Source organism: Klebsiella sp. 10982 (assembly GCF_048589245.1).
In the GTDB taxonomy this organism is placed as follows: Bacteria; Pseudomonadota; Gammaproteobacteria; order Enterobacterales; family Enterobacteriaceae; genus Klebsiella; species Klebsiella quasivariicola.
In genome coordinates this window covers 1-12,140 of record NZ_JBMAXV010000071.1, presented here as the reverse complement: position 1 = coordinate 12,140, position 12,140 = coordinate 1, and the positions used below count along the sequence as shown (strand labels likewise).

13 protein-coding genes and 4 pseudogenes are annotated in these 12,140 nt (G+C 55.9%); 5 read left to right on the top strand and 12 right to left on the bottom strand.

The window, feature by feature from the left end; translation table 11 throughout:
* Positions 1–205: 205 nt before the first annotated feature.
* From ACKLKD_RS26715 to ACKLKD_RS26675, 9 genes and pseudogenes are all read right to left on the bottom strand, one after another.
* Positions 206–1,380 (bottom strand): annotated as a pseudogene (locus ACKLKD_RS26715) (IS3 family transposase); the annotation flags it as partial.
* 167 nt (positions 1,381–1,547) lie between these two features.
* A complete protein-coding gene (locus ACKLKD_RS26710) occupies positions 1,548–2,510 on the bottom strand; it encodes a zinc metalloprotease HtpX (RefSeq protein ID WP_004152113.1) in 963 nt (320 codons plus the stop codon).
* Positions 2,497–2,985, bottom strand: a complete 489-nt coding sequence (locus ACKLKD_RS26705; RefSeq protein ID WP_004152114.1) for a phosphate-starvation-inducible PsiE family protein — start codon at positions 2,983–2,985, stop codon at positions 2,497–2,499. Before ACKLKD_RS26705 ends, ACKLKD_RS26710 begins: the two co-directional genes overlap by 14 nt.
* A 114-nt stretch (positions 2,986–3,099) precedes the next feature.
* A pseudogene (locus ACKLKD_RS26700) lies at positions 3,100–3,246 on the bottom strand (diguanylate cyclase); the annotation flags it as partial.
* Positions 3,247–3,483: 237 nt separating this feature from the next.
* Positions 3,484–3,681, bottom strand: a complete 198-nt coding sequence (locus tag ACKLKD_RS26695; RefSeq protein ID WP_004152115.1) for a hypothetical protein — start codon at positions 3,679–3,681, stop codon at positions 3,484–3,486.
* Positions 3,681–6,476, bottom strand: a complete 2,796-nt coding sequence (gene clpK / locus ACKLKD_RS26690; RefSeq protein WP_043875872.1) for a heat shock survival AAA family ATPase ClpK — start codon at positions 6,474–6,476, stop codon at positions 3,681–3,683. The genes ACKLKD_RS26695 and clpK overlap by 1 nt, the downstream gene beginning before the upstream one ends.
* A 105-nt stretch (positions 6,477–6,581) precedes the next feature.
* Positions 6,582–7,151: a small heat shock protein sHSP20 gene (gene hsp20, locus ACKLKD_RS26685; protein ID WP_004152117.1), complete on the bottom strand. Its 570-nt coding sequence runs from the start codon at positions 7,149–7,151 to the stop codon at positions 6,582–6,584.
* 34 nt (positions 7,152–7,185) lie between these two features.
* Entirely contained in the window at positions 7,186–7,467 is a 282-nt protein-coding gene (locus ACKLKD_RS26680; protein WP_032413348.1) for a helix-turn-helix domain-containing protein, read from the bottom strand.
* Positions 7,468–7,710: 243 nt separating this feature from the next.
* The gene (locus ACKLKD_RS26675) at positions 7,711–7,974 is read right to left on the bottom strand and encodes a hypothetical protein (protein ID WP_004118208.1); all 264 of its coding nucleotides are present in this window, start codon (positions 7,972–7,974) and stop codon (positions 7,711–7,713) included.
* Positions 7,975–7,988: 14 nt separating this feature from the next.
* Here ACKLKD_RS26675 and ACKLKD_RS26670 point away from each other — a divergent pair, with 14 nt between their 5' ends.
* From ACKLKD_RS26670 to ACKLKD_RS26660, 3 genes and pseudogenes are all read left to right on the top strand, one after another.
* The gene (locus tag ACKLKD_RS26670) at positions 7,989–8,252 is read left to right on the top strand and encodes a transposase (RefSeq protein ID WP_043875873.1); all 264 of its coding nucleotides are present in this window, start codon (positions 7,989–7,991) and stop codon (positions 8,250–8,252) included.
* Positions 8,209–8,313, top strand: a pseudogene (locus ACKLKD_RS26665) (transposase domain-containing protein); the annotation flags it as partial. The gene ACKLKD_RS26670 and the pseudogene ACKLKD_RS26665, both read left to right, overlap by 44 nt.
* A gap of 113 nt (positions 8,314–8,426) precedes the next feature.
* Positions 8,427–9,395 (top strand): IS5 family transposase, encoded by a 969-nt coding sequence (locus tag ACKLKD_RS26660; RefSeq protein WP_077253752.1) that lies wholly within the window; start codon positions 8,427–8,429, stop codon positions 9,393–9,395.
* 25 nt (positions 9,396–9,420) lie between these two features.
* Here ACKLKD_RS26660 and ACKLKD_RS26655 read toward each other — a convergent pair whose 3' ends face one another.
* The 3 genes from ACKLKD_RS26655 to mobI are packed head-to-tail and all read right to left on the bottom strand — an operon-like array spanning position 9,421 to position 10,980.
* Entirely contained in the window at positions 9,421–9,714 is a 294-nt protein-coding gene (locus tag ACKLKD_RS26655) for a hypothetical protein (protein WP_032413345.1), read from the bottom strand.
* 13 nt (positions 9,715–9,727) lie between these two features.
* Positions 9,728–10,516 (bottom strand): hypothetical protein, encoded by a 789-nt coding sequence (locus ACKLKD_RS26650; protein WP_032413343.1) that lies wholly within the window; start codon positions 10,514–10,516, stop codon positions 9,728–9,730.
* On the bottom strand, positions 10,516–10,980 hold the full coding sequence (gene mobI, locus ACKLKD_RS26645) for a conjugative transfer protein MobI(A/C) (protein ID WP_032413341.1): 465 nt from the start codon (positions 10,978–10,980) through the stop codon (positions 10,516–10,518). Before mobI ends, ACKLKD_RS26650 begins: the two co-directional genes overlap by 1 nt.
* Positions 10,981–11,572: 592 nt before the next feature.
* On the opposite strand from mobI, the gene ACKLKD_RS26640 reads away from it, so the two are divergent.
* Positions 11,573–12,007, top strand: a complete 435-nt coding sequence (locus ACKLKD_RS26640; RefSeq protein WP_032413431.1) for a hypothetical protein — start codon at positions 11,573–11,575, stop codon at positions 12,005–12,007.
* A gap of 17 nt (positions 12,008–12,024) precedes the next feature.
* Positions 12,025–12,140 (top strand): annotated as a pseudogene (locus ACKLKD_RS26635) (IS5/IS1182 family transposase); the annotation flags it as partial.

The window sequence follows — 12,140 nt, the reverse complement described above, 5'->3', positions numbered from 1 at the left end:
TACCGGATTCATTAGCAGTCAATTGAGTGTGACCGCTATCACTCTTTTTGTCATAGTTTAGTCCGTTGTTCAAGCGTCAGTGAACAATGTGATAATGGACATTTGAACTTTGCCCTGCCTCGGACATCTGAACTTAGCTTTGACATGTATTGTAGGGGCTCAATGCTAATGTCTATTAGGGGGCTGCGGATGTTTTCCTGGACTGTTATGTTGTGATCCCAAGATGCTGCCGGTACTTCACAGGACTCATTGCACCTAATGATAGCTTGATACGTTTCTCGTTATACCAGCGTATGTACCTGTCCAGGAAGCAGATAAATTTTTCCAGCGTGATACCCGCCCAGTCTCCGCCATAGAACATTTCGTTTTTGATACGCCCGAAGAAGCCTTCACACGCAGCATTATCCGACGAGCATCCTTTGCGCGACATGGACCTTATAAGTCCGGAGGTGTTGATACGCTCGAGCCAGCCCGGCCACCGGTAATGGCCACCACGATCGCTGTGTATCACTGGTTTATCATGTTCGTTGAGCGTATCGAGTGCGTCATCGAGCATCGTATTCACCAGCGTCGCGTCCGGGCGTGTTCCTATCGACCAGCTTACAATCAGGCCATCAAAGCAGTCGATAACCGGCGACAGATAGACTTTTCCAGCCGGAAGCTGGAACTCCGTAATATCGGTCAGCCACTTCTCATTTGGCCTGCAGGAACTAAAATCCCGGGCGAGTAAATTTTCCGGTGCCGGGCCGATTTCGCCACAGTAAGAGTTGTATCGTCGTCGCCTAGTGCGCTTAACAACGAGCTGCTCTTCTGCCATCAGTCTGCGGACAACCTTTTCAGAAATAACCCTGTTGTTACCGCGAAGCATCGCGTGAAGGCGCCGATAGCCGTAACAGCGGTAATTCTCCTCAAAGATATCGGCCATGATCACGCGTATTTCCGCATACTTATCGTACAGACGTTTTGGTAAAAATAACAGCTGCGGGCAAGTTGCAGAACGCTTAGCAACTCAGCAACGGGGTACTTTTTCTTAAGGGCATCAACTATCAGGGTTTTCCCCCTGTTTTTCAGTTTCAGAAAGCTGACGCCCAGATCTTTTTTTATCAGTTCATTCGCCTTTGTCAGTATGTCACGTTCGAGCTGCAGCTGATGAACCTGCTTCCTGAGACGCTGGATTTCACCGAGTAAAGCATCCTGATTTTTATCCTGAGGGGCTGACTTTCGTTTGCGCATGGATTGATAAGCCTCGTCACTGATAAGGTCTTTCTTCCATTTGTACAGGACCGGGACGCTGACGCCTATGCTTTGTGCAACTTTACGCGCGGTTCCACGTCGGTTACAGAGCTCCCGGACGGCCTGAGACCTCTCTTCCGGGCTGAAGCATTTGTTTCGTGGGGACTGAACCAGGCTTCGATGGCGGGCAGGAACTGCCACAGCAGCATGAGTGCGGCGATGCAGCCAGTGATGACGAGCCAGCGCCGGATGAATCGATCCGGCGCCGGGCGGCTGTAGGGGTCGGGTAGGTCACGTCATTCTCCATGTTGAAATCAGCGCCAAAGGCCGCCAGTGCGCCAGCGTGGCGGACGTGGTGATACGGTCACTTCGGGGTCGAAACGGGCCGATGGAAACGGCGGCATCGCGGGCGGCGGAGCAAGTTCCAGCAAGCGCTCAATGCGTTCAGCCGTCGCTGGATGCGTGCGCAACCAGGAGGGTTCCGGATTGCCCCATCCGGGCAGCAGCCAGGCGCGCCAGGAGCGGCTCACCCGCTCGATCTTGGCGAGCGCTGAGGCCAGCCCGTGCGGGTCGCCGGTCAATTCGGCAGCGAGCCGGTCGGCGTCGAATTCGCGCACCCTGGACAAGCCCAACTGAGCCAGCAAGGCCAGCTGTGGCGCGACCGCAAGTAGAAGCAACGCGGGCCAATTGACTTCCGTGACTCCAAGCAATAGCGTTGGCAAGCTGAGCACGATCGCAAGCTGCCCCAACAAGGCCAGAAGATGGGTGAGCCGGCTGATGGAATCGGCCAAGCCCATGACACGCAAATCCTCGTTCGCAATATGCGCGATTTCGTGGCCGAGCACGCCGGTCAACTCGCGGGGCGTGAGGCTACGCAGCAGGCCGTCGGTCAGCGCGATGGCCGCGTGATGCTTCGAACCGGTGGCGAAGGCGTTGACGACCCCGCTGGGCACGTAGTGCGGTACCGGCACGGTAGGCAGCCCGGCCCGCGCCGCCAGTTCGCGCAACACAGCCCAAAGATCGGGCGCTTCATCCGGGTGCAGGGGGCGTGCGCCATACAGCCGCAAGGTCAGCCCGGAGGCGGCCGCCGGTTCAAGCAGCAGGGTGAACCCCGCAGCCGCAAGCGCCAGCCAAAGCCCGCCGTCACCCAACAGCAGGCTGCCAGCGACGGCGGCAATTCCGAGCAGGGTCAGCACCAACAGCACGGTTTGCAGGCGATTGTGCCAGCGATGCCGCGCGCCGACATTCTGCGCGTGGCGCAGATCACGACTGATCATCTGAGCTTTCCCCGGCTGTCCGGTCATCGCGCTCGCGCAGCAGCCAGTAAGTCGCCCCGAGGGCCAGTGTCGCGCCTGCAAGCGCCGCGACCTTGGCGGGGCCGGTCTCCGGGTCGAGGATCACGAATTTACGCGCCAGGGCGATCAGCCCGATCAGGATCACCGTCTTGACTTGGATGATGCTGTCGCGCCGCAAGGCCACCCTCACGATGGAATGCTTGAACTCCATGGCAATGAGCAGCGTCATGATCATGCCGAACACGGTCTGGAAGACCTTGTGATCGAGCGGATTGAATGCATCAATGATCAGCAGGCTGAAGACGATCGAGATCAGCTGCAGCAGCGAGACCACGATGATAACGGCAATAATTGCGGACAGCGCGAGCGCGATCACCTGTTCAAAGCGCTCGTAGAACGTCATCACTGCCCATTGGGCGCGAAATGTTTTGATCGGGTCTGCTTGCTTTTCCTTCATCGCCACTCCTCTCAATTCTGAAATACTTGTGCGCCCACAACTTGGTTGCACCCTTGTCTTTTTTGCCTGGTAGAGCGCGTTGTCCGCCTGCAGCATCACCTGCTCGACAGAGTGCAAACGGGGGTCAAGGAGAGCCACCCCCATGCTGGCGCTATAGCTGATCGACACCTCTCCACACACCACCGCTGTCGCCGCAGTGTCCTGACGAAATCGCTCCGCCCATACTTGGGCGCCTTCTATCGATGCCGTTTCCAACAACACAGCGAATTCCTCCCCCCAATCCGGGCAGCCATGTCGGTTGCGCGAACATGTTCCCTCAACCGTGAAGCAAAGGGGTCGGTGATCACCATACGCAGCAACTGCTGCTCTATTTCCTTGCGAGAAGAGATGTCGAACAGAGTACCGACTATCAGTTGCCTGCCCGCGTCACCCAGCCATGGGCCTTGTTCCTCGAAAGTCGAGTTGCCAGAGGATCAGGTGAACAGATGGGCCGCGCCGTCACGCGAACGGATGGCCAGCGAGCGGGAGGGCAGTGCCGCCGCTGATGAGCAGTCCCCACGGCGTGGCCGACTGCTCATCACGCTTGTAGACGCCCGCGTGACCTGCGGCCACGACCGCCACCGCGATCGAGGCCAGGGAGGCTGCCCATGCCAGTGCCAGGCCGATGGGGTCGGACACGGCAGCCTCGCCCGCCATCAAGATGCGTCGCTCGCCTTCGCGGCATCCGGCTGCTCCGGCTCGGCCGGGGTCTGCGGTGGCTCTTTGCGTTCGAACACCACGCGTTCGGCCTTGTCGTCCCAGCGTGCGCTGGCGTGATCGCCCTTGCCGATGCCGCCGCCGAGCATCTCGCGCGCCAGCGCAGTTTCCAGCTCGCTGCGGATCAGGCGCTTGAGTTCACGCGCACCGAACTCGGGCTTGTAGCCTTCTTCCGCGAAATGGTCGATCAGCGTCTGATCGAAAGTGAGCGTCACGCCCTGGCTGGCGGCGCTGCGCGCCACGCGATCGAGCTGCAGGCCGACGATGTGGCGGATCTCCTCCTTGCCCAGCGCATGGAAGACGATGATCTCGTCGATGCGGTTGAGGAACTCGGGCCGGAAATGGCCGCGCAGCACGTCCATGACTCCGGCCTTGGTCTTTTCGTACTCCTCGCCGGCCGCCCCGCGCGCCTTCAGCCGTCGCTGGATGATGTCCGAACCCAGGTTGGACGTGGCGATGATGATGGTGTTGGTGAAATCCACCACCCGGCCCTTGCCGTCGGTGAGGCGACCGTCGTCGAACACTTGCAGCAGGATGTTGTATACGTCAGGGTGTGCCTTCTCGATCTCGTCGAGCAGCAGCACGCTGTAGGGCTTGCGCCGCACCTTCTCGGTGAGCTGACCGCCTTCGTCGTAACCGACATAGCCCGGAGGCGCGCCCACCAATCGCGCCACGGTATGGCGTTCGCCATATTCCGACATGTCGATGCGCAACAGGGCGTGCTCATCGCCGTAGATCGATTCGGCCAATGCCTTGGCGAGCTCGGTCTTGCCCACCCCGGTCGGGCCCAGAAACAGGAAGGTAGCCACCGGTTTGCTGCCTTCACGCAGGCCGGCGCGGGACAGCCGCACGGCATCGGCCACGGCACGGACCGCCTCGTCTTGTCCCACCAGGCGCTCGTGCAGCCGTTGTTCCAAGTGCAGCAGCTTTTCGCGCTCTTCCACCGTCAACTCGTTGACCGGGATGCCGGTCAGGCGCGAGACGATCTGCGCCACGTGTTCCGCCTTGACCTCGGCACTGCCGGAGGCCCGCTCCCGCTCCCAGTCCTCGACGAGCTTCTTGAGCTCGGCCTCCTTGGCTTCGATGCGCTTCCCGAGCTCGGCGGCCTGGTCGTACTGCTTGCGCGCGGCCACGTAATCCTGTTCACGCCGCAGCTGGTGCAGTTCGGACTCCAGCTCCTGCACGGCCACCGGCCGGGCCGTGGCCGACAGCTTCACGCGCGCGGCCGCCTGGTCGAGCAAGTCGATCGCCTTGTCCGGCAGGAAGCGCGCCGTGATGTAGCGGTCGGACAACTCGGCCGCCGCGATGATCGCGTCCTCGGAGATGCTGACCTTGTGGTGCGCCTCGAAGGTGTCGCGCAGGCCGCGCAGAATCATGATGGCCTGGGCCACCGTCGGCTCGGGTACCGTCACCGGCTGGAAGCGCCGCTCCAGTGCGGCATCCTTCTCGATGTATTTCTGGTACTCGTTCAGCGTCGTGGCGCCGATCAGGTTGAGTTCACCGCGCGCCATCATCGGTTTGAACACGTTGGCCACGTCCAGCCCGCCTTCGCCACCGCCCTGGCCGGCACCGACGATGGTGTGCACCTCGTCGATGAACAAAATCAGCTCGCCCTGGTGCTCGGTCACCTCCTTCAGCACCTTCTGCACGCGCTCCTCGAACTCGCCGCGATATTTGGCGCCGGCCACCATGGCGTTGATGTTGAGTTCCACCAGGCGCTTGTCGCGCAAGGTCTCGGGCACTTCACCCGCCACCATGCGCTGCGCCAGCCCTTCGACGATGGCGGTCTTGCCCACACCCGGCTCGCCGATCAGCACCGGGTTGTTCTTCTTGCGCCGGGCCAGCACCTCGATGGTGGTTTCGATCTCCTGCGCGCGGCCGATCACCGGGTCGAGCTTGCCGTCGCGCGCCATCGTGGTCAGGTCGCGCGAGTACTTGTCGAGTTCTGGCGTGTTGGTCGGCGTCTCAGCGCGGCCATCCTCGGCGCCCTTGCCGACCACCTTGCTGACCTGTTGGCGCAGCGCCTGCGGCGTCAGGCCGTAGCGGCGCAGCAGGTTGGCGGCCAGCCCTTCGCCTTCCTCAGCCAGACCGATCAGGAAATGCTCTGGACCGACATAAGAATGGCCGAGTTCATTGGAGGCCACGAAGGCGCGGCTGAGCGCATCCTTCACGCGCGGCGACACGCCGATCTCGCCCTCGAAGGGCTTGTCCCCGCGCTTGGCCTCAGACTCGATCTGCCGCTTGAGGTCATCGACCTTGATCTTGAACTGACCCAGGATGGTCTTGACCACGTCGCTGTCGGCCAGCGCCAGCAGCAGATGTTCGGTATCCACCTCGGAGCGGCCAAATTCGGCAGCGTGTTTGGCGGCCTCCTGCAGCAAGGCTTCCGACTGTTCGCTGATGCGGCTGGCCAGCCCACTGCCGCGACGGCGCGGCGCACCCGAACCTGCGGCGGCGGGCTCGCCAAACGAGGCATCGACCACGTCATCGGTATCGGCGGCAACTGGCGTCGCGTCGTCGCCGATGCGGAAGAAGTCACTGCCGAGGAAGTCCTCGAACAGGCCGCTGCGCGAGCCGAACAAGGCTTCCAGCGGCGAAACGGTGCGCTTTTGCTGGCGCACTAATTGCCGGTAATGGTCGTCGCACAACAGCATGGTGCTGTGACGACCGTTGAGATTGGCTTCCACCCGCACGGTGGCGGGTTGGCCGCAGACCTGGCATTGTTTTCTGGCCATGCTGATGCTCCTGAGAAGGTTGACAAGGTTGAGGCGACGAGGCATCGCCAACCGCGACTCCTCGTCTCGTGCCGGGTTTTTCTTGTGACGAACGAGCCGGCGACGTCAGCCGTTGATCGGGATCGAGCGTCCCTGCTTCGGCGCGCTGACCTCGCGCTTGTCGATCGTGACCGTGAGCACCCCGTTCTTGAACGATGCTTTGATCGAATCCTGGTTGGCGTCGTCAGGCAGGTTCAAGGCACGCTGAAAGCTGCCGTAGGAGCGCTCCACACGGTGGAAGCCACCTTCCTTCTTCTCCTGTTCCTGGCGCTTCTCGCCACGCACCATCAGCACGTCGTTGTCGAGAGTGATCTGGATGTCCTTCTCCTCGACACCGGGCACTTCCAGGGCAATCTTGTACTGCTTGTCGGTTTCCTGGATGTCCAGGGCCGGCTTCAGCATGCCCGACCAATCGGATGGCCACTGCGGCATGTTCAACGCCGGAAAACCGAAGCCCCGGAATGCGTCATCGAACAGCCGGTCGATTTCCCGATGCAGTTGCAGGATCGGGCTGACTGGCCCGCTCGCCGCTGGCAGGTCATTGCGCTGCACCGGCAGGGAAGAGACGGTCTGCTGCTCTTGCTGCTCGTTCTTGAACCAGTTCCAGGGAGCCAACTTCTTGAAATCGATGTCCATGTCATACCTCCAGAAAAATTGGAAAACGAGTTACTCAAGCCCTTTGCCTGCTGTGACGGGCAGTGCGCCCAGGCGACACGGGCTGCTCGGATGACTTCTGCTGTTCACGCTTGCGCATCACCTCCTTCTTTGCTGCGGCTCGGGTCTGATCATTGATCCACTGATCGATTTCACTTTGAGGAAACCACCACGTCCCGCCCACCTTGAAAGCCGGAATTTCCCCGTGCGCAGCGAGCCGATAAAGCGTCCGCTTGCCGACTTTCAAGTACGCAGCCAATTCATCGAGCGTGAAAATCACCTGTAGGTGCGCTTTCATCCCTGTAGGTGCGCTTTCATCTCACCCTCTCCAATCGCGTCGCTTTGCGGTTCCGGCCAAGGAAATCCTTGTAATACTTTGTAAGATATTACGCTTACCATGACAGCCTTCAAGAGTCAATGTACAGCGTTCTCCCGCCCCATTGATGCAGGTCAACTGCTCAGGCAAGGCGCAGCGGGGCGGTCTGATCAGGCAATGGACAGCGCCTGGCTCGTCAGCCTGCGTGTACCACAGGCGCCTCGATCAAACACCGATCCTCACGTTGTAGCCGAGTGCCCGCAGCCCCTTGCTCGTCTGCATGTTCCTTGGCGGAAACTCGTCTGGGCGCGCCCAGACCACGATTTCCCCGAGGCTGCTCAGGCTAACGTGCGGAATTGCCCAGTCGTCGCTGCGGATCGCGTTCCAGAGTCGGGCCGAAACACTTCCGTTGCCCCAGACAACGTAGTTCAACAGTATCCGTCCGGCCAACACACCTTCCCGACACCGCCGCCGAAGGCCATGGCCCATCAAGCGGATTTTCCATGTGCCCTCAGCGCCGTACCTACAGCAAATCTTTCAAGGCTCAGGTCATTCAGGAGTGTTCTGAACCCGGTGCCTCCATCGCAAACATCGCCTTGGGCTACAGCCTCAATGCCAACCTCGACCACAAATGGATTCGGCTGCCTACCCAGAAAACCACGGCTATCCAGCCAGCGTTCATCCCGTTGCCTTCTCAAATGCTCGGCGTGGGTTCGCATACTCAAGCGCGCTGCTGCGATCATGAGTTTGATCCAGTCGGCCCGTAATAATGGGCACGATCCGTATGCCTATCTCAAGGATGTGCTGACACGGTTGCCGTCCCTGTAACAGCCTGAAGTTGACCTGGGTAATCAAATACCGGTGTAGTGAGGATTTGTTGAATAAATCGAACTTTTGCTGAGTTGAAGGGGCTTTGTTGAATAAATCGAACTTTTGCTGAGTTGAAGGATCAGATCACGCATCCTCCCGACAACACAGACCATTCCGTGGCAAAGCAAAAGTTCAGAATCACCAACTGGTCCACCTACAACAAAGCTCTCATCCACCGTGGCTCCCTCACTTTCTGGCTGGATGATGAGGCGATTCAGGCCTGGTATGAGTCGGCAACGCCTTCATCACGGGGAAGACCTCAGCGCTATTCTGATCTCGCCATCACCACCGTTCTGGTCATTAAACGCGTGTTCAGGCTGACCCTGCGGGCTGCACAGGGTTTTATTGATTCCATTTTTACACTGATGAATGTTCCGTTGCGCTGCCCGGATTACACCAGTGTCAGCAAGCGCGCAAAGTCGGTTAATGTCAGTTTCAAAACGTTCACCCGGGGTGAAATCGCGCATCTGGTGATTGATTCCACCGGGCTGAAGGTCTTTGGTGAAGGCGAATGGAAAGTCAAAAAACACGGCAAAGAACGCCGTCGTATATGGCGAAAGTTGCATCTGGCAGTTGACAGCAACACACATGAAATCATCTGCGCTGACCTGTCGCTGAACAATGTGACGGACTCAGAAGCCTTCCCGGGTCTTATCCGGCAGACTCACAGAAAAATCAGGGCAGCATCGGCAGACGGCGCTTACGACACCCGGCTCTGTCACGATGAACTGCGGCGTAAGAAAATCAGCGCCCTTATCCCTCCCCGAAAAGGTGCGGGTTACTGGCCCGGTGAATATGCAGACCGTAACCGTGCAGTGGCTAATCAGCGAATGACCGGGAGTAATGCGCGGTGGAAATGGACAACAGATTACAACCGTCGCTCGATAGCGGAAACGGCGATGTACCGGGTAAAACAGCTGTTCGGGGGTTCACTGACGCTGCGTGACTACGATGGTCAGGTTGCGGAGGCTATGGCCCTGGTACGAGCGCTGAACAAAATGACGAAAGCAGGTATGCCTGAAAGCGTGCGTATTGCCTGAAAACACAACCCGCTACGGGGGAGACTTACCCAAAATCTGATTTATTCAACAAAGCCGCCTCCTCACTCAGGTCTGAATTTGGCAAACCGATATACATATTAATTTCCTGTAACCGGTTAGCATGTACAGATAGAATCTCACGCTCTGAAAAGAGTGTTATACCCGCAGGCTTGCTTGGATAATCAAGATAGCTTTGCACATCCTTGTTAGGCGTGTGCGGGATATCGTACTCATCATCTGTATCAAAAATAATATCGTGGTCAGGCCTTCCAAAGAGGGCGACCATAATTTTTAAAAAAAGCCTGGATATAATACTCATATCAACCTGTGAGTTATTGTACCGAAACAGGAGTTGCAGAAGGCTGTGTTTTGTCAGATGGTTTACCGGAGCCAGCTGCTTCTTCTGGTTTTAATGTCGGCTCACTGCCAGCATCAGCAGAACTGTTACTGTGACCGGACTGAACAGGGGCTTTAGTTTCGAGACTGGCAATATAAAGTTCCACCGATTTAAACCGCTTAATGCTCTGGATGAATGGCAATGCGTCGTATTTTCCATTCACGCGGTTTTCAGCGTTCAGTATTTTAGTGATGTTGTCCATCGCAACCCGCAGTGAGCTCAGGAGTTGCAGGATAATTCGGTCATGAACCTGTTGTGATATCTGACCATATAACCACAACTGATGTGCCTGACGAGTCAGGACGTTGATGGTCCGGATAATATCCAGCAATTTATAGGTCATTGGGTGGTTCCAGCGAATTTCAAATTCACCATAGTCAAACCCTTCGAATGATGAATCATCCAGAGGCAGTCTGGCGACATTTTTGTCAATCTGCTCTTTGAAGGTATTTACATTACCCGACAGTTCATCGTAAACACCGGAGAGCCATTTCTGAACTTTAGTGCTTGTCGCCTGGTCACCTTCTATCAGCCGGAAAATATTATAAATTGCATTGGAAATGGCGTTAAACTGGCGCAGGCAGGCTCTGTTTTTTTCATGAAAGTGCGTATAGAACTCACTTGAAAGTGGCTTTAATTTTGAAATGACCATCCCTAACGGGCGGTTATTGCCAGCGTTACGTTGATTGCGCGGTTCAGTTTTTGGGGATGCGTTGTCAGCCATTATATTAACCTCTTCAGTTTTTCCAGTCTTTTGATGTCGGCCAGTTTTCGTTGATGGTATTCCGCGAGTAGTTCACGGATCGGTTTAATTTTGTTTTCTGTTTCCAGGATCATCTCCAGTTCCCAGTCCAGGGCATTTTTAAAACAACTAACGCTGTATCCTCCGAGTTTAGGTTTAACAACCACGCCATGATGTTCAATTTTGTTTTTGAACCTGGGCGAAAAATCTTTCCATACAATTGTCAGCTTTTGCGATGAGCCGACCTTTTTAAACACCGGTGCGAATCGACCGGGCATGAATTTCCCCCCGTTTGCATACGTGGTCTGGGATATCAACTGATTTCGTGCCTTCCAGTTCTCCCAGTATTCATCCAGAATTTTTGTCGCTTCTGATTTCAGTAACTCGATATAGCGAACCGAGTTTTCGATAACGATTTCCTGATGTGCCGTAATTATCGGGTTCATATCAACTCCTCCATTCTCACAGACTACAGGAATCCAAAAAGATTATTCTGAACTAACAAGGGTGTTTGCATTTTTTTTAATTTTTTTGTGCTCATGTCGTCGGCAAAAAAGTAACTTTCTTGTGAGCACGACCAGCAACCTCTGCCTGAGGCCCACACAGTGTGCGTTCCACCTCCCGTAAAACCACTTCTCGCAACCGTGGAGATGGAAAAGTAACTTTTTTGCGAACCAGTAATAGTTACCCTTATACATAAGTAACTTTTTGCGTAATAGTTACAAATGATGGAGGATGAAAATCTGTTGTCCATTGGTCACTATTCCGGGAAAAGTTACAAATGAAGATTTTTCCCCATTGGTAACTTTTTTCAAAAAAGATACCAATGAAAGATGTCGCTTATCGACGGTTTTTTCAAAAAAGTGCCTAATGATATTGGTGAAAATTCGGATATTCTTGCTCTTGGAACTAAAACGAAGATAGTGCTTTATACTATTTGTGATTAACCCTTTTCTACTCTCCCTCGGATTGCTATGATATAATAAAACCTCTTTCAGTAACCGAAGTAGCGCGATTTAAAAGTATCCTGGAGAGCGTATGGACGTACAACCCAACGTACAGACTGACACGGTCATTAAGGCGTTTCTCCGCTCGGAGTTGCAGTTGATACGTAGTCAGAAAAAACTTCTCAGTGTGTTGCCTCGTGATCTCGCGTCGGACTACCGCTATATACCGGAGAACCTGCTGGAGCGTTTTTTCCATCCCGCCACTGATGCGCGTCTAAATAGAATTGCCCTGTCAGAAGCCAGACTAGGTAGCCTGCTAGTTCCCCGTGTCAACGGGAAGCCTGTTTTATGGGGTGAGTTAATAAAGTTAATCCTGGATGACTCTCAGTTACTGAAGTTTGAAACGTACGGCAGACCTTTTGACAGTACCGAGATGAAACCAAATGAGCCATGCGAATTATTGAGCGGGAAGCAGTATGTTTATAAACCCGTCGACCTTGAGTTATTCAGGGGCTTTGTTGAATAAATCGAACTTTTGCTGAGTTGAAGGATCAGATCACGCATCCTCCCGACAACACAGACCATTCCGTGGCAAAGCAAAAGTTCAGAATCACCAACTGGTCCACCTACAACAAAGCTCTCATCCACCGTGGCTCCCT